Genomic DNA, 16,838 nt, shown 5'->3' with positions numbered 1-16,838 from the left:
ACAGGCCAGCGAAGTCGATCGCTGCGGGTGGATTCCGGCGTGGTGCGCGCTCGTGATTCGATGAGCTCATGCGTCGATCCGAGCGCGCATTGCGCGCATTGTGCCGCGCCGAGCTGAAGGGGCTCGATCTCGATCTGCCCCTCGACGTGGCTCAACTCTGCGAACGGTACGGTGACCGTCGCGGTCGGCCCATCCGGTTGATCGAGCATGCATTGCCCGCGGGGGTTCCCAACGGCATCTGGCTGGCCGCGACCGACGCGGACTACTTCTTCCACCAGGCCCACACCTCACGCTTGCACCGCAACCAGATCGTCGTCCACGAGTTCGGCCATCTGATCGCCGGCCACCAGATCCTCGGTGAGGCCTCGGCGGCGGGGATCGCCGCCCTGACGCAGGACGAGTCGGCAGCCGCGCTCCGGCGCACGTGCTACTCCGACGACGCCGAGTGGGAAGCCGAGATGCTCGCCTCGTTGATTCTCGGCTGGGCCGAGGACGCCGGCACCGGCGTCGGGAGCACCGCGTCGCACGGCGAACTGCGTGGACTCCAGAAACTGTTGGGGGGTCATCGCGGATGGCTGTGACACGCCGGTCGGTTGCGGCACCGGGAAGAATGTGAGTCCCTGTTGGGCGTGATCACTGTCGCGGACGGGGGCCCGACGGTCAATCTGCTGGCCTCCGGGGTGGACGTCGGGATCGGCGCGGTCAACGCCGTCGCCGCAGTCGTCTTCGCCCTCGCGTTCTGCTGGCGCCTCGATCAGATCCGCCGTGCGGGATGGGGGTTGCAGCCGCTGGCGATGATGATCGCCGTGGCGGCGCTGACCCTCGCATTCGTCGTCGTCGACGACTCGGTCGCCGACGTGCTCAACGAGGTCGGTTTCACCGGCCTGTCGAGGGTGGCGTTCTACGCGCTCCTCGCGATCGGGGTCGCGGCGCTCGTGGTGGTGTTCTTCTTCCCCGGGAAAGTCACGCGCGAACGCCGGGCCGGATGGGAGGCATTGCCCCTCGTCGTGGCACTCGTCGGGCTGCAGGTGACCATGCTGGTCATCCCGGTCGAGATCCGGACCGCGACCATCGACGAGTGGACCGTCCAGAACTGGGGTTTCGCGCTGTTCATGCTGATCGCCAGCGGTTACCTCGCCTACGGCTTCGTCGCCTGCGTCAACAGCGTCCGCAAGTTCTATGCGACGGCGGACGGCTATCTCCGTGTGTCCCTTGGCCTTCTGATGACGGGTCTGACGTGTCTCGCGGTCGGCGCGGTCTGTCAGATCGTGTTCGTGATCGTGTCCGCGACGAACGTCGCCCGGTCGCCGTGGCTTCTGACGACGAATCGGGCCGTCGCCATCGTCGGCGTCGTCACGTTCCTGATGGGGATCAGCTATCCGATGGTCTACGCGCGGGTTCAGTCGGTCGCGGCCAACCGGCGTCGTCGACGCCTCGACGCCGAACTGGTGCCCCTGTGGCGACTGGTGACCGACGCGGTCCCCGGAGTGGTGCTACCGGATGCCGGCCGGCTGACACCGACCACCCGATTGCATCGGCGCGTCGTCGAGACCCGAGACGCGTTGACGCAGTTGAGTCCTCGGGTCCCGGCGGTGTTCGGGTATGCCGAACCCGAGGTGCAGGCGAGGCTGTTGCGGGCCGCCGTGGCCGGACACGATCCGCGAGAGGGTGACGGCGGTGCCGTCCGAGACCTGGCGCCGGCGGACGGCGAGGGTCTCGAAGCTGATGCCGTGCCGTTGATCAAACTGGCCCGGGCGCTCGACGCCGTGCAGTTGGTCGAGGAGCCGGCCGACCGGTGACGCGCCGGCCGGCCCTCGAACCACGCGAAGTCGCCTCAGGTGAATCCGGCGAGTCGGTCGGACTAGCGCGGCGCCATCCGGATCGCGCCGTCCATGCGGATGGTTTCTCCGTTGAGGTAGTTGTGCGCGACGATGAACTCCGCCAATTGCGCGTACTCGTCGGGCTCGCCGAGACGTTGCGGAAACGGGATGCCCTCGGCGAGGGTCTTCTGGAACTCGGGGGTGACACCAGCCAGCATCGGCGTGCTGATGGTGCCGGGGGCGATGGTGCACACGCGCACGCCGACGCGTGCGAGGTCGCGGGCTGCCGAGATGGTCATCGCGTGCACACCACCCTTCGACGCCGCGTAGGCGATCTGTCCGATCTGGCCTTCGAACGCGGCCACCGATGCGGTGTTGATGATGACGCCGCGCTGACCGTCGCCGTCGATGGTGGACTCTTCCTGCATGCGGTTGGCGGCCAGTCGCATGACGTTGAAGGTGCCGACCAGGTTGATGTCGATGACCTTGCGGAAGAGGTCGAGCTCGTGCGGGCCCTTCTTGCCGAGTATCCGTGCGGCCCAGCCGACGCCGGCGCAGTTGACCGCGACACGCAGCGGTGCCCCGGACTCGGCGATGGTGTCGATGACGGCCTGGACCTGGGTCTCGTCGGTGACGTCGGCCGCGACCAGCGTGACTCCTTCGGTGGGCGCGGCCTTGTCGATCGAGGCCTGCAGGTCGAGGCCGAAGACCTGGGCGCCGGCTGCGGCGAAACGCCGTGCGGTGGCCGCACCGAGGCCGGAGGCCCCGCCGGTGACCAGTACGGAAGCGCCTGAAACGTCCATGTGTGAGGTGATCCTTTCGCGGTACCCGACCCGTTCTCCTGCCGGCCGCGCCGCCGTCGTCGGCGACGCCGCTCCGGCTCGTGCTGCAGTTTCACGATAGTCAGACGGCTCGCACCAACCGCAAAAGACCCCCTGGATTACCGAACGAGCGCTCGGACGCCCTCGTCGGAACGGAGGCGGTTCTCCCGGCGGATCAGCACGATGCCGATCCCGGTGATGATCACGACTGCACTGAGCGTGCCCGCGATCACAGGTACCGACGCACCGATCAGACCGTCGGTGATGAGCCAGGCCGCGAAGGCGAAGAAGAGAACTGCCGCGCCGATTGCGATGACGCGCTCGGGAAGGTGGCGGCCGAGCAGGACACCCACGCCGATGGCGAGTGCGTCGGCGGCGACCATGCCGAGCGTGGACCCGATCCAGACCCCGAGCCAGTCGTTGTCGGTGGCCAACGTGATGGTCGCGAGCATGGTCTTGTCGCCCAGTTCGGCGAGGAAGAACGCCGACATGACGGCGAAGAACACCGAGGCGCCGACGCGGGTCGCCCGACTGGACTCCTCGTCGTCGAGCCGGTCTCCGCGCAGCGTCCAGAGGCCGAAGACGAGCATCGCCAGGCCGGCGAGGATCGTCAGAAGCGTGGTGGGTATCGACAGACCGAGGAAGTGGCCGAAGAACACCGAGACCGCGTGCACCGCGGTGGTGGCCACAGTGATCGCGAGGAGGATGACCCACCAGCGGTAGCGCAGGGCGTAGGTCATCGCCATCAGCTGTGACTTGTCACCGAGTTCGGCCGCGAAGATCACGCCGAAGCTGAGGAGCAGGGCGGCAATCACGGACGCCAGGTTAGTCAGCGCTAACTCGGGGACGCAACTCGTCGAAGACCCGTATTTCCGCAGGTAGGGCCATCAAAAACAGATGTTCGGGGACCCGTATCCACGGGGTCGGTGACCCGTCGTGCGGCCTTCGGGCGGCCGCCCCGCCCTACGCTGCGAGAAGCATGGCCAGCACGGCGGTGTCGGGGTCGGCGTTGGGGTCGATACCCACCTGATTGCGGAGGTTGACCACCGTGCCGTCGGCCTCCGCCTCGGCCCATCCCGCCCGGTGTTCGAGCCCGAGTTCGGGGAGTCCGGGCAGCAGCACGCAGCCGGAGGCGACCTGCGAACACTCGGGCAGGGACGGGCGCGTCTGCGACGGGGGATGCAGCATGACCAGCGCCGGCGGATTGTTCAGGAAGCGGCCCGCCTCGACGAAGCTGTCGTCGACGACATTGCCGATCGCGACCATCATCCCGACGGTGTCCGCCTCACCCTGCTCCGGACGCTGCTCGACCACGCCGAAGATCGTCGTCGTGGGCAGGAAACCCGGCCGGCAGGCGATCCGGACCGAGGCCACAAGCGTCTGCGTCCACTCGAGCGTCGACTCCGGCCAGCGGCCCGAGATGAGAATGCCGTTCAGCGTGCCCTCGTGCTGGAACGGTGTGAGGCCGATCGGAATCGATTGCATCATGTCCTCCTCCGACCCGGGCACGACCTCGGGTGATCCACGGACTGGGGACCGACGGCCGACCCTGGTGAGAAGACCATCCACCGGTGGCGAGGCGCCGACAACTCGAATCACCGTGTTGTGATGGATCTTTAACATGCGAACGAACGACAGCGGCGGTCGCGGAGCACTGTCCCCGCCGGTGGGGGCGACGGCACCAGGCACACTGGACCGGTGAAGAACTCGCCCCCGCTGCGACCCATGGAGTTCGCGTCCGTCGCGATCTTCGGCGGACTGACCGTCGCGGCGGTGGTCATCGCGTCGGTCATCCCGCTGGCCCAGGCCGCCGGACTGCTCGCCCCGGTGCCGCTCGCACTCATCGCGGCGCGTACGCGGCCGCGGGCCCTGGTCACCGCCACGGTCGCCACCACCGCGGTGGCGTTCGCGATGGCGGGCACCGGCGCGATGGCAACCGTCCTCGGATCCGCGCTGGTCGGCGGCCTGGTCGGCGACATCAAGCGCCGGGGCCGGGGGATCGGTGTGCTCGGGGTCGCCACGCTGGTCGCCTCGCCGGTGCTCGGTGGGATCTCCGTGCTGATCCTCCTGATCCTGGTGCCGCTACGTGAACTGACGATCGAGGCGATGACCAACTCCATCCACGGCGTCGCGAAGTGGCTGCACGGATGGGGCCCGACCGGCGGCGTCGCCGATGGGCTCGACGCCATGAGCCGGAGCATCGCCGACGACTGGTGGGTGTGGGTCTGGGTGTCGGGAACCCTCGGCACCGCGATCTCGCTGCTCGTCGCGTGGTGGATCCTCGGTTCCGTGATCAGTCGGCTGCGGGACGTGCCGAGCGAGGACACTCTCGATGCCGTCCCGTCGGGGTTCGCCCCGGCCGCGGTGGTCGCCGCGGCCAACGATTCGGGCATCGCGCCGCTTCCGCTGGTCTTCGAACGCGTCGGGTTCGCGTATGCACCGGAGGCGCGCCCGGTGCTGCACGACATCGACCTGCGGATCGATCCCGGTGAGTTCGTCGCCGTCGTCGGCGCCAACGGTTCCGGGAAGTCGACGCTGGCGAAGATCCTGGCCGGGCGCGACCCGTCCACCGGTGTGGTCCACCGGCCGGGCCTGCCCGGTCTGGGCGCGCACGGCGGGACCGCGCTCGTCCTGCAGCGTCCAGAGATACAGATGCTGGGTTCCCGCGTTGCCGACGACGTCGTCTGGGGTCTGCCGCCCGGCGTCAACGTCGATGTCGAAGCACTGCTCGACGAGGTCGGTCTCGCCGGACTCGGTGACCGGGAGACCACGGACCTGTCCGGCGGTCAGCAACAGCGGCTGGCGATCGCCGCGGCGCTCGCCCGGGATCCGCGGCTCCTCATCGCCGACGAGGTGACGTCGATGGTCGACCCGGAAGGCCGGGGACAATTGCTGGCGCTGCTGGCGGGCCTCCCGGCACGCCGGGGGATCGCCGTCGTCCTGGTGACGCACCGCGGCAGCGAGGCGGCGGCGGCCGATCGGGTGATCCACCTGGCCGGGGGACGCCTCGTGCCGCACGCGCCCGACTGGATGCCGGGTCCCGACGCCGACCTGGGCGCGCCGAACCCGCGCCCGTCGCCCCCGCCCGCACCGACCTCGCGGATCGGCGGGCCACTCCTCGTGCTCGACCAGGTGGGTTATGCGCACCTGCCGGGCTCACCGTGGGAGGTCGTTGCCCTGCAGGACATCTCGCTGACGGTCTACCGCGGCGAGGGACTCCTCGTCGTCGGCGGCAATGGATCGGGCAAGACGACTCTCGCGTGGATCATGGCCGGCCTGCTCCCGCCCGGGACCGGTACCTGCCGTCTGCTGGACATCCACGAGAAGATCACTCCCGGAGCGGGTTTCGACGCCGGAACGCCGATGACGGAGCGGGTCGGCGCGGTCGGACTCGGATTTCAGCACGCGCGTCTGCAACTGCAGAAGGTCACCGTCGCCGACGAGATCATGGCGGCCGGTGGTGAGAAGGTGGGCACCGCCGAGGTCGCCCGGGTCCTCGAACTCGTCGGGTTGCCGCGCCGGATGGCGGTCACCAAGGTCGACGCGCTGTCGGGCGGACAGATGCGGCGTGTCGTGCTGGCCGGTCTCATCGCGCGCCATCCCGACCTGCTGGTCCTGGACGAGCCGCTGGCCGGTCTCGATCCGCCGGCACGCGAGGAGATCGTCGCACTGCTGGCCCGGCTCCGCGCCGACGGGATGACCATCGTGATCATCTCGCACGACTTCGAGTCGTTGGAGTCGGTGTGCACCCGGCGGGTCCGACTGGTCGACGGACGTCTTCTGCCCGATTCGCAGCAGATGATCGACCAGGCTCCCGGCTGGGACGGAGGAACCCTATGACGATGCGTACCGTCCCGCTGCGGCAGGTGCCCGGCGACTCGTTCGTGCACCGGCTGTGGGCGGGGACCAAACTCGTGATCGTGCTGATCCTCGGGATCATGACCTGGGTGCTGCCGTCGTGGCCGGCGCTGGGCATGGTCGCCGCGGTGGTGGTGATCACCGCCCTCGTCGCGGGAATCCCGTTGGGCGCCATACCTCGTCCGCCGTGGTGGTTCTGGGGTCTGATCGGCATCGGCGTCGCGTTCAACGTGTCGTTCGCCGGCATCCCCGGCGCCCTGGTCTTCCTGCGCGCGATCACCCTGGCACTCGTCCTCGTCGCCAGTTCGATCCTCGTCATCTGGACCACTCCCATGGCCGACGTGGCGCCGGCGCTGGCGCGGCTGATGCGCCCGCTGCGGTGGCTCCGGCTGCCCGTCGATGAGTGGGCGGTCGCGATCGCGTTGTGCCTCAGAGGTCTTCCGCTGCTCATCGAGGAGTTGCGCATGCTGCGTGCGGCGCATCGCCTCCGGCCGACGGCCAAGGGCCGCAGCGACCATCCGTCGGCGGAGATGGGGATCATGGATCTGATCACCGCGGCGATGTCGTCGGCGCTCCGACGCAGCGCCGAGATGTCCGAGGCGATCACCGCCCGCGGCGGCACCGGCCGCCTGACCGCCCATCAGGCCGGCCCCGGGCGCGCAGATGTGGTGGCGCTCATCGTGATCGGCCTGGCCTGCGCGGTCGCCATCACTGTCACGCTCGTTCTCTGAGGGCGACACTCGTAAGCTCGCTCCTCAGTATCTGCGGCCCGACGGCCGTCGTGGACCGCGACGGAACTCGTTGTCTCGGAGCGGGCCCACCCACTGCTCCCTGAGGAGGCCGGAGCTTGCGGAGGCCGTCACGAAGGGTCCTGGTGAGATGCGTCGCCAAACCCTTCGTGGCTCGTCGCTAACGCTCCTCGCACCTCAGGGAGCAATGGATGTGTCGCACTCTCGGATCAGGGAGCAGGGGGACTTCGCCTCGCACGTCGGGGGAGCAGGGGTTTGCTCGCAGCAGAGAACGTGGCCCCGAACAACAAACAGCGCCGGTCACCCGAAGGTGACCGGCGCTGTTGAGGTTCGGCGAACCGGGATCAGGCCGGGACGACCAGGCCGCTTCCCTGGCTCTTCGCGCGGGCGAGACGCTCGTTGGCGTCGGCCCAGTTCACGACGTTCCACCACGCCTTGACGTAGTCGGGCTTGACGTTCTGGTAGTCGAGGTAGAAGGCGTGCTCCCACATGTCCAGCATGACGACCGGGATGATGGCGGCGGGGATGTTGCCGCTCTGGTCGGTCAGCTGCAGGATGACGAGCTTGCCGCCGATGGTGTCGTAACCCAGGATCGCCCAGCCCGAACCCTGCAGGGTGGTGGCGGCGGCGGTGAAGTGGGCCTTGAACTTGTCGAAACCACCGAACTGTTCGGTGAGGGCGGCCGCGAGGTCGCCGTCGGGCTCGCCACCGCCGTTGGGCGACAGGTTCTTCCAGAAGATGGAGTGGTTGGTGTGACCGCCCAGGTGGAACGACAGGGTGGCGGAGAGTCCGTAGACCTTGCCGGCGATGCTGTCGTCGTCGCGGGCCGCGGCCAGCTTCTCCAGGGTGTCGTTCGCGCCCTTGACGTAGGTGGCGTGGTGCTTGCTGTGATGGAGCTCCATGATCCTGCCGGAGATGTGCGGTTCCAGTGCCGCGTAGTCGTAATCGAGATCCGGCAAGGTGTATTCAGCCACGATGTTCCTCTCTGAGGTGCTACTCGTTTCCCTGTCCACGCATGGCTCCGACGACTCCGCCGGGCGCCACGCGAATGCTTCCAGCCTTCCCCAGAGCATGGGTGATTGCAACAATCCCGCGCCAAGAAACATCAAGTGCGGTTGAGATGTCAACGACGCGAGAGTGCGTCGGCTGAGAGTTGACCAGGCCGCATCGAGGCGGCTGGGTTCAGATGAGGATGAGCAGGATGAAGACCGCGATGAGCGCGAGAATGGTCAGGGCGCTTGTGCGGCAACTCCTCGCGACGTCGTAGTTGGCGCCTGGAGCGGTCCGACCGAGCCCGGGGGCGCGTCGGAGATCTCCGGTCGCGTGCGTCGCCATCGTCGCCTCTCGTCCCTGGAACGGCTGCACATCCCTGCTGGCGGACGGGCCGCGATGGCGTACGAGTGATCGGTATCACAGTGCCACGGATGTGACCGCCATCATAAACAGACTCGAACGGTCAGCTCAACTCGTCGTCGCCGGGCCGTATCCCACCGCGCGTAGACTTGGCGCATGTCATGGCTCGACCAGCTCTTCGCCGCCGGTTCACGCAAACAGGATCTCGTCGCCGCCGACGCTGCACTGCCCGGCCGCTCGTCCGAGATCACGGTCCCGGGCGAGCACCTCGTTCTCGGAACGCCGATGCGGGGTCGGGCCGAGGCCGACGGCTCCCACGTACACGGCATCGGACGCTTCGACGACGGCCTCGACGCGATCGTCCTGGCCGGTGGCTGCTTCTGGGGGATCGAGGAGATCTTCTGGCAGGTCCCCGGTGTGTACACGACTGCCGTCGGATACGCGGGCGGTTACACGCCCAACCCGACCTATGAGGAGACCTGCACCGCGCGGACCGGTCACACCGAGTCGGCGCTGGTGGTCTTCGATCCGGCCGTCGTCGATCTCGAAGGCCTGCTGAAGGTCTTCTGGGAGTCGCATGACCCGACGCAGGAGATGCGTCAGGGCAACGACATCGGCACCCAGTACCGGTCAGCCGTGTACGCCCTGACCGACGCGGACCTTGACGTCGTCCGCAGCACCGCCGCAACCTTCCAGACCGCACTCGACGCTGCGGGCGAGGGTGCGATCGCCACCGAGATCAAACCGCTGGCGCAGGCGGGCGACGGACGGTTCTACTACGCCGAGGACTACCACCAGCAGTATCTGGCGAAGAATCCGCATGGATACCGCTGCCATGCCGCGACCGGTGTCGCCTACCCGGCCTGACGTCGCGGTGCGCCGCCGTACCCATCGGTCGCAGACCCGACGAGACACGCGGTGACCGAACGGATCTCGCTGCGGCAGTGGAATCGCACCCTGCTGCAGCGTCAGCACCTGCTCACCCGCGTCGCGGAGGACGCCATCGAGGTTCTGGACCGCTGCGTCGGACTGCAGTCCCAGGACCCGCGGGCGGCATTCTTCGGATTGTGGTCGCGGATCGCGGATTTCGATCCCCTCGAGCTGGACGATCTGCTCACCGACCGCGAGGTCGTGCGCATGACGCTGCTGCGCGCGACGATCTTCCTGATCGACGCCGAGGACGCACGCTGGATTCGTCCACTCGCCGAGCCCACGCTGCGGCGTGGACTCACCGACATCCACGCCCAGCGACTGGTGAACGCCGACCCGGCGCAGGTCGTGCGGTCCGCCGCCGAGATTCTCGCGGGTCGCGAACTCGCCGTCGCCGACCTCGGGAGCGAACTGGTTGCCCGCCATCCGGCGGAGGATGCGTCGACCCTGACCGCCATCGCACGGTGCGGGCTGCCACTGGTCCAGGTCCCCCCGCGTGGTTTGTGGCGCGGGCGGGGCGCTCCGACGTACCGCCTGTTCGACGAGTGGGCCGGCCCGGGCGTGCCGGCCGTCGTCGACGACGAAGCCCGTGCCGATCTCGTCCGGATGTATCTGCGCGGGTTCGGCCCGGCAACCGTGAAGGCCATCCAGACGTGGTCCGGGCTCACCCGGTTGCGACCCCTCGTCGAAAAGCTGGAGGCGGACTGGGAGCTCGTCCGGCTCGACGGCCCGAACGGCGAGGTTCTCTACGACCTCGACGGTCTCGCCCTCGCCGACCCGGATGCGCCGGCGCCGGCGCGGCTGATCGCCCCCTTCGACCACGTGATCGGCGCCCAGGCCGACCGAATCCGGGTCGCCGACCCGGAGATGTACCGGCGCACCGTGACTCCCAATGGCCGGTCGCCCGGATTCGTGTTCCTCGACGGATTCCTCGCGGGGACATGGTCTCTCGATGCCGAGGACGTTCCGGCGGTCGAGTACCTGCGTCCGGTGACCGCCGCCGAACGGCGCGAGGTCGACGCCGAGGTCGATCGGCTCCGTGAATTCCTGGTCGATACCTGAAGCTCGGAGCGACGGGGCCCGGCAGATGTCGCACATCGTGGCGCCGATCGCAACGACACACTACGTCTGCGAACCGGATCGAAGGAGCCCGCGACTCAATCGCCGGTGCGCGGGTTCCGCGAGGTGATGCAGTAGCGGCGACCGACCGGATCCGCCATCGTCGTCCAGTGCGGGAAGTGCTCGATCGCGCGGGCGCCCCAGTCCTCGTGTCGTGCGACCTCGTCGGGGACGGAATTCGTGGCGATGTCGAGGTGCGCGGTTGCCACATCGCTGTCCGGCGACTCATCCTGCTTGCGCTGCAACAGGATTCCGAGGGTCACCGCGGGGTCGCGGCGGAGCGCGACCAGCTCGAGCCGACCCCGGGGCTTCGTCGGCCAGCCGGTGAACCCGGTCCAGAAGTCGACCTCGGCGTCGAACATGCCGGCGGGGATGTCGATGCACAGCTGGTCGATGATGCTGATGGCGTCGCCGGGCCAACGGATGGGTCGCGACCGCTTCGATTCGCCTTCCCACGGCACGAGGCAGAACACGAAACCGGCGGGTGACCGGAGGGTGAGGTGAGTCCCGGCGTCGACGACGAAGGTCGCACCGAGTCCCTGTGCCTCGGCGGTGGCGGCGTGCGGATCGTCGGTGTGGATGTCGAGGTGGACTCCACCCGGTCCGTCGTCGATGCGCTGGACGCGCAGATGCGGGTCGCCGTAGAAGGGCTCCAGCGAGGCGAACTCGCGGTGCTCACCCCGCGGCGGTGAGACCGTGCTGCCCGAGATCGCGCGCCAGAAGGTCACCTCGCTGCCGAACACCTCGGCGGGGAAGTCGAGGAATGCGCTGAGCCACCGCACCTGCACCCGGCAGATTCTACGGTGCGTCCCACGTCGCGGACTGTCGCGGCGCGTGGGAAAACAGCAGGCGGGTCGCCGTCGTTACACTCGGACAGATGACTGCAGGACCGCTGGGGGCGGTGGGGAAGAAAATCTCGAAGGCGCGGACCGAGCAGGTCGCGGTCGTCCGTCTCGACGGCCCGATCGGGATCGCGGGGATGGGCAAGCACGGCGTCAACACCGAGTCCGTCGAGCAGGTTCTGAAGAAGGCATTCGCCACCGAGCGATTGCGGGCCGTCGTGGTCGTCATCAACTCGCCCGGTGGCTCGCCTGCGCAGTCGGAGTACATCGCCGAACGCATCCGCCAGCTGTCGGCGGAGAAGGGCGTGCCGGTCCTCGCGTTCTGTGAGGACGTCGCGGCCTCCGGTGGCTACTGGATCGCCTGCGCGGCCGACGAGATCTTCGCCGCCCACACCTCCATCGTCGGCTCGATCGGGGTCGTGTCGTCGGGCTTCGGTTTCTCGGCCGTGCTCGACCGCTTCGGTGTACAGCGCAGGCTGTACACGACCGGTGAGAACAAGGCGCGACTCGACACCTTCTCGCCCGAACAGCCCGAGGACGTCGAATGGCTGAAGGAATTGCAGGGCCAGCTGCACGAGGCGTTCATCGCGTGGGTCCGGCAGCGCCGCGGTAAAAAGCTGACCGCTTCCGACGCGGAACTCTTCAACGGCGACGTGTGGATCGGTCACCGCGCCGCGGAACTCGGGGTCGTCGACGGGATCGGCGTGATGCGCTCGGTCGTCGCCGAGCGGTACCCCGACGCGGAGATCACCGTCGTGGAGACGCCGAAGCCGCTGCTCATGAGACTCGTGGGAAGCCAGACATCGGTTGCCGGATTTGCGGAGAGCGTGACGACCGGCGTTCTGGCGGCATTCGACCGCGCCCCGTCGTTGCGGCTGCCGCTGCTCCACCGGGACTGAAAGGCCCGATCACAGCCCGTTCACATGGTTTTGCTTGTGAATTGTCCCCACGTTATCCACAGGTGCTGTTCATCGAAGGAAGAGTTCACGACGTTCCGGCGTGTGCACTTTCGTGAATTTCCTACGCGCACATTCGGCTAAACGAGTGATCGCGGTCACAAGTCGCGGGCCGGTGGCCAGCGTTTTTCCACAATTCCACAGTCTCATCCCCAAGTAGACGGTCAGTGCGCGAACGAGGGACAAATGTCCAGGACGTACATGTGGATAAATTTATGTAGGTCTACATAGCGCCTTGCTCCACACCCGTCTCGGTATGACAGCGGGGCGCGCGGGCAGTGGTCCGGTCGAGCTGCCGCCGCGCCCGGCCGTCTCTGTGCCACCATGGAAAACGTGAGCATGGGCGACATCACTCAGGTGCCGGTGACCGACCTTCCGGACGACTTCACCGGGCAGACCGACGCGGTGATGCTCGACGTCCGTGAGGACGACGAATGGGCGTCCGGTCACATCCGGGGCGCCGTGCACATCCCGCTGGCCGAGGTGCCCGGCCGCCTTGCCGAACTCGACCCCGATCACGATCTGTACGTGGTCTGCCACTCCAGCGGCCGATCGATGCGCGTGCTGCAGTACCTCGCCCAGGTCGGTTACGACGGGATCTGCGTCCGCGGCGGCATGCTCGCCTGGCAGGAACACGGCAAGCCCGTCGAGATCGGTGATACGCGACCCGAGGGCGACGCCGGCCGATGATCGACCTGTGCCCGCGGTGTCGAATCCAGGCACCGCACCGTCCCGGCCGTGAACACTGCCCCCGATGCGGCGGACCGCTCAGCGTCGTCGAGGATGCCGCGCGGGCGCTGGCCGCCCGGCAGACGCCGGCACGATCGTCGGCGCCCGGCGCGGTTCGCCCTTCGCACGTACCGTCTCGTCCCGGCCCGGCCCCGGTGTCCCCCGGACGTCTCTACCGCAGTCGCAACGTCCGGTGGGTGGCCCGCCGCCCACCCGAGGCGATTCCTGTCCGCCGCGGCCCCTCGGGCCGTCGTGGCCCCCGACTGATTCCCCGGTACGTCTACATACCCACCTGGGGTCTGCACGACGAACCGGCGGAGGTCGACACGGCGCACCAGAAACTCGAGAGTTCGCGTGTCCGACTGCAGTTCGCCCTGAACGTGGCGGGCTCTGCGCTGGCCGCGTCCGCACTGGTCCATCTCGTCCGCTACCTCCTGCTGGTCGTCAACCGCGACCGTCCGCTGCCCGAGTTCCTCATCGTCGCGTCCGACTGGCTGACCATCTTCGTCGGTGTCGTCGCTTTCCTCGGATTCGTCCTGGCGACGCTGGCTTTCATGCGCTGGGTCCTGGAGTTGCGCGCGGACACCTACGCCGCGGCCGGTCTCGTCGACCCGCGCCGGCCCGGTTGGGTCGCCGCGCTCGCCGGCCTGCCGCTGGTCAACCTCATCGGTGCGCCGTTGGTGGTGCAGGAGGTCGCCGTGCATCGGGTCGGCCAGGACCCCACGGTCGATGCCGACCTCGTCGGCCGACGACTCCGCAAGTTGTGGGTCGCCTGGGTGGTGGTGAATGTGGCGGCCGGGGCGGCGATCATCGCCCGGCTCGTCGCGTGGCGCTCGGACTCGCTGCAGACCGGGGCGAACGCGATGGTGATGGTCATCGTCAGCGCGGCGGTCTCGGCTGCCTTCGCCTTCTGGATGGCACGCCGGGTGCGGACACTGTTCGACGCCGCCGCGGCGGCCCCGGTCCCGACGAGACGGTGGGTGGCGGTCGGATGAACTCAGGGGTGAATGTGGGCGCGGCCGAGAAGGTCTCCCGATCGGGCAAGCCGGCGGTGGTGGCCCACCGTGGGGCGTCGGGCGACTGTCCGGAACACACCCTGGCCGCCTACGAGCTGGCTCTCGCGCAGGGTGCGGACGGCCTCGAGTGCGATGTCCGGTTGACCGCCGACCACGAGCTCGTGTGCGTTCACGACCGGACCGTCGACCGGACGTCCGACGGCTCGGGGATCGTCAGCGAGATGACGCTCGCCGAACTGCGCGAGCTCGACTTCGGGAGCTGGCATGCGGCTGGTGGACCCGCGTCGATCCTGACGCTGCGGGAGCTGCTTACGCTGACCCTGGACTGGCGCCGACCCGTCCGCCTGTTCATCGAGACCAAGCATCCGGTGCGGTTCGGCAGTCTCGTCGAGCAGAAGCTCCTCGAGATGCTGCACGAGTTCGGGGTGGCGACGCCGCCGTCGGCCGATCACAGCCGCGCCGTGGTCATCTCGTTCTCGTCGGCCGGGGTCTGGCGGATTCGACGCCACGCCCCGATGCTGCCGACGATCCTGCTCGGTGACACCGCCCGGGTCCTGGGTGGGGGCGCCGCGACCGCCGTCGGGGCGACCGGCATCGGGCCGTCGGTGATGACCCTGCGGCAGTACCCGGACCTGGTCGATCGCGCTGCCGCCGCCGGTCGGGTCACCTACTGCTGGACCGTCGACGAGCAGGTCGACGTCCAGCTGTGTGCCGATCTCGGTGTGCGGTGGCTGGCCACCAACCACCCGGCGAAGGTGCGCGACTGGCTGGTCACCGTCGACTGAGCCGCCGCCCGCACGACCTGTCGGGCGCCGCGGGCCGACGTGAGAGAGTGGACCGATGGGCAAGAAGAGCAAACGGGGTAGTGGACCACGTCCGGGAAGCAATCGCGCCGAGCGCGTCGCAGCACGTAAGGCACGCCAGGCCGCAGCTCTGGCGCCGCCGCCCCGGCCCTTCGCCGGGTTCGCGTCCGAATGCGATTTCGTCGCGCTGCGGACCTTCGTCGCCTCGGCGACTGCCCGGTTGGAGCTCACCGAGCCGGCCGGTTCCCGCAACGACGTCTCGATCGTGACGATCCTGCCGGGCGCGGTGCCTGCTCTCGCGCGCGACCTCGACGGTGCGACAGAGGGTTTCGTGGGTCTGCAGACCGACCCCGATCGCTCGGCGCTGACCGTCGAACTCGCCGCGGCCATCGCGTGGGCCGCTCACGCCGACGCCGGCAGTGAGTTCGACCTCGAGGCTGCCGACGAGGCCCCGAGCCTCGACGAGGTCGTGAAGACCGACGCCGCCTTGGACATCACGGTGCACCAGGACTTCGGCTGGTGGTTCGTGGAGGGCACCGAGGTCCCGGCGGAGATCACGGCCATGTTCGAGCGCGCCAACGACTCGGTGCTGCCGACCGCGCGGCTCGTGGTCGACAGCGGCGCCGGTGCGCCCTGGTGGGTCGATGCGGGCGAACGTGCGCACCTGCGCTGGATTCGACCCGAGCCGGAGGACGACCTGATGTCGGCGATGGCCCGGCTCCACGCGGCCGGTCATCTGACGATGGGTGAGGGTTCGCGGTTCGCCGGATCGTTCCGCACCCACGGATTGCTCGTCCCGGTCTTCGACCTCGACAACGAGATGCACCACGAAGAGTGGTACGCCGGTCTCAACGAGCTCGATCGCCGCCTCGGCGAAGCACTCGCCGACACCTCGCCGCTGACGATCGAACAGCGCAGCTCCCGCAACGGCATTCGCGGTCGCCAGGTCACGCTGCGCTGACCGGCGTGGTCCGTAACCGCGCTGTTTCTGCTCCCTGAGAGCCTTCTTCTGCTCCCTGAGGTGCGAGCGAAGCGAACCTTCTTCAGCTCCCTGAGGTGCGAGCGAAGCGAGCCACGAAGGGCGTGGTGACGTCCGTCGCCAGCCCTTCGTGGCTCGTCGCTTGCGCTCCTCGCACCTCAGGGAGCGAGGGTTATGTCGTTCTCTCGGATCTGGAGCGGGGGTTTCGCGGCTCTTTCGGATTGGGGCGGATGGAACTCCGTCAGATGTTCCCGCCGGCCGCGACCGGTGCGGTGGCGTCGGATGTCTTCTCGCCGTTGAACTCTCGCTCGACGAAGTTCTCCAGGTCGAAGAGGTTCCCGTTGCAGCGTTCGGCGATGGTCTGCAGGGTCGTCATGGTCGCGACCTCCTCGACCTGTTCCTTGAGGAACCACTGCACGAACTGCTCGCCGAGGTAGTCGCCGGTGTCGCGGGCCGACTTCGCCAGGTCGACGACCTGCTGGGTCACCGTCTTCTCCTGTGCGAGAGCGAGATCGATGGGCGCACGGTAGTCCTCGAACCGGTTGTTCGGTGCCGGGATGCCGGGGATCTCGACCTCCATGTCGCGGTCGAGGAAGTACTGCACGATCATCATCGCGTGATTGCGCTCTTCGACGGCCTGGCGGTAGAAGAGCTTTGCCAGCTGGGGCATGTCGTGGTTGTCGAAATAGGTGGCGACCGCGATGTACTGCTGCGAGGCGTAGAACTCGTTGCTGATCTGGTCGTGCAGCAGCTGATGGAACTTCGTGTGTTCGGACATGCGGCCCATCGTAGAACCGAAAAATGGCTCTCACCAGCAAGTTCAGGCTAAGTAAGGCAAGTCTGGCCTGCGTTTGGCGACCCTT

18 protein-coding genes are annotated in these 16,838 nt (G+C 68.2%); 11 read left to right on the top strand and 7 right to left on the bottom strand.

Features of this window, described 5'->3' with window-relative positions; genetic code table 11:
• Positions 1-68: 68 nt before the first annotated feature.
• Together A9310_RS14985 and A9310_RS14980 are read left to right on the top strand one after the other, a co-directional pair.
• Positions 69-581 (top strand): hypothetical protein, encoded by a 513-nt coding sequence (locus tag A9310_RS14985; RefSeq protein ID WP_058253708.1) that lies wholly within the window; start codon positions 69-71, stop codon positions 579-581.
• Positions 582-623: 42 nt separating this feature from the next.
• On the top strand, positions 624-1,799 hold the full coding sequence (locus A9310_RS14980; protein WP_065631288.1) for an MAB_1171c family putative transporter: 1,176 nt from the start codon (positions 624-626) through the stop codon (positions 1,797-1,799).
• A 62-nt stretch (positions 1,800-1,861) separates the two neighbouring features.
• Here A9310_RS14980 and A9310_RS14975 read toward each other — a convergent pair whose 3' ends face one another.
• The 3 genes from A9310_RS14975 to A9310_RS14965 form a co-directional block, all read right to left on the bottom strand.
• Positions 1,862-2,623: an SDR family NAD(P)-dependent oxidoreductase gene (locus A9310_RS14975; RefSeq protein ID WP_065631287.1), complete on the bottom strand. Its 762-nt coding sequence runs from the start codon at positions 2,621-2,623 to the stop codon at positions 1,862-1,864.
• Between the two features lie 137 nt (positions 2,624-2,760).
• Entirely contained in the window at positions 2,761-3,456 is a 696-nt protein-coding gene (locus tag A9310_RS14970; protein ID WP_065631286.1) for a TMEM165/GDT1 family protein, read from the bottom strand.
• A 148-nt stretch (positions 3,457-3,604) separates the two neighbouring features.
• A complete protein-coding gene (locus tag A9310_RS14965) occupies positions 3,605-4,126 on the bottom strand; it encodes a hypothetical protein (protein WP_058253731.1) in 522 nt (173 codons plus the stop codon).
• 213 nt (positions 4,127-4,339) lie between these two features.
• Here A9310_RS14965 and A9310_RS14960 point away from each other — a divergent pair, with 213 nt between their 5' ends.
• Both A9310_RS14960 and A9310_RS14955 read left to right on the top strand, forming a co-directional pair.
• Positions 4,340-6,481, top strand: coding sequence for an ABC transporter ATP-binding protein (locus tag A9310_RS14960; protein WP_217492967.1), 2,142 nt, complete (start codon positions 4,340-4,342; stop codon positions 6,479-6,481).
• The gene (locus A9310_RS14955) at positions 6,478-7,230 is read left to right on the top strand and encodes an energy-coupling factor transporter transmembrane protein EcfT (RefSeq protein WP_065631284.1); all 753 of its coding nucleotides are present in this window, start codon (positions 6,478-6,480) and stop codon (positions 7,228-7,230) included. The genes A9310_RS14960 and A9310_RS14955 overlap by 4 nt, the downstream gene beginning before the upstream one ends.
• 362 nt (positions 7,231-7,592) lie before the next feature.
• Here the strand turns inward: A9310_RS14955 and A9310_RS14950 are convergent, their stop codons facing one another.
• Together A9310_RS14950 and A9310_RS25940 are read right to left on the bottom strand one after the other, a co-directional pair.
• Positions 7,593-8,222: a superoxide dismutase gene (locus A9310_RS14950; RefSeq protein WP_004021423.1), complete on the bottom strand. Its 630-nt coding sequence runs from the start codon at positions 8,220-8,222 to the stop codon at positions 7,593-7,595.
• Positions 8,223-8,430: 208 nt separating this feature from the next.
• Complete coding sequence (locus A9310_RS25940) at positions 8,431-8,583, bottom strand: hypothetical protein (protein WP_175401143.1); 153 nt, start codon at positions 8,581-8,583, stop codon at positions 8,431-8,433.
• A 174-nt stretch (positions 8,584-8,757) separates the two neighbouring features.
• Between A9310_RS25940 and msrA the strand changes: the two genes are divergently transcribed.
• Together msrA and A9310_RS14935 are read left to right on the top strand one after the other, a co-directional pair.
• Complete coding sequence (gene msrA, locus A9310_RS14940) at positions 8,758-9,468, top strand: peptide-methionine (S)-S-oxide reductase MsrA (RefSeq protein WP_065631282.1); 711 nt, start codon at positions 8,758-8,760, stop codon at positions 9,466-9,468.
• Positions 9,469-9,519: 51 nt separating this feature from the next.
• Positions 9,520-10,593 carry a winged helix DNA-binding domain-containing protein gene (locus A9310_RS14935; RefSeq protein ID WP_065631281.1) on the top strand — a complete coding sequence of 358 codons (1,074 nt, stop codon included), beginning with the start codon at positions 9,520-9,522 and terminating at the stop codon, positions 10,591-10,593.
• A gap of 95 nt (positions 10,594-10,688) precedes the next feature.
• On the opposite strand, the gene A9310_RS14930 is transcribed toward A9310_RS14935, so the two are convergent.
• Positions 10,689-11,438: a VOC family protein gene (locus tag A9310_RS14930; protein WP_065631280.1), complete on the bottom strand. Its 750-nt coding sequence runs from the start codon at positions 11,436-11,438 to the stop codon at positions 10,689-10,691.
• A gap of 89 nt (positions 11,439-11,527) precedes the next feature.
• Here A9310_RS14930 and A9310_RS14925 point away from each other — a divergent pair, with 89 nt between their 5' ends.
• The 5 genes from A9310_RS14925 (at position 11,528) to A9310_RS14905 (ending at position 15,957) form a co-directional block, all read left to right on the top strand.
• A complete protein-coding gene (locus A9310_RS14925; RefSeq protein WP_065631279.1) occupies positions 11,528-12,391 on the top strand; it encodes a S49 family peptidase in 864 nt (287 codons plus the stop codon).
• 396 nt (positions 12,392-12,787) lie between these two features.
• On the top strand, positions 12,788-13,138 hold the full coding sequence (locus tag A9310_RS14920) for a rhodanese-like domain-containing protein (RefSeq protein WP_065631386.1): 351 nt from the start codon (positions 12,788-12,790) through the stop codon (positions 13,136-13,138).
• Positions 13,139-13,374: 236 nt separating this feature from the next.
• Positions 13,375-14,172, top strand: a complete 798-nt coding sequence (locus A9310_RS14915; protein WP_254661269.1) for a DUF4328 domain-containing protein — start codon at positions 13,375-13,377, stop codon at positions 14,170-14,172.
• Positions 14,169-14,978 carry a glycerophosphodiester phosphodiesterase family protein gene (locus A9310_RS14910; RefSeq protein WP_058253733.1) on the top strand — a complete coding sequence of 270 codons (810 nt, stop codon included), beginning with the start codon at positions 14,169-14,171 and terminating at the stop codon, positions 14,976-14,978. Before A9310_RS14915 ends, A9310_RS14910 begins: the two co-directional genes overlap by 4 nt.
• A gap of 55 nt (positions 14,979-15,033) precedes the next feature.
• A complete protein-coding gene (locus A9310_RS14905) occupies positions 15,034-15,957 on the top strand; it encodes a DUF5926 family protein (RefSeq protein ID WP_065631277.1) in 924 nt (307 codons plus the stop codon).
• Between the two features lie 259 nt (positions 15,958-16,216).
• On the opposite strand, the gene A9310_RS14900 is transcribed toward A9310_RS14905, so the two are convergent.
• Positions 16,217-16,753 (bottom strand): ferritin, encoded by a 537-nt coding sequence (locus A9310_RS14900; protein ID WP_058253734.1) that lies wholly within the window; start codon positions 16,751-16,753, stop codon positions 16,217-16,219.
• Positions 16,754-16,838 lie beyond the last annotated feature (85 nt).

Origin of the sequence: Gordonia sp. UCD-TK1, assembly GCF_001691435.1 — a bacterium.
GTDB classification, from domain to species: domain Bacteria; phylum Actinomycetota; class Actinomycetes; order Mycobacteriales; family Mycobacteriaceae; genus Gordonia; species Gordonia hongkongensis.
The sequence above is the reverse complement of the archived record's forward strand: the minus strand, read 5'-3'. Positions and strand labels throughout refer to the sequence as shown.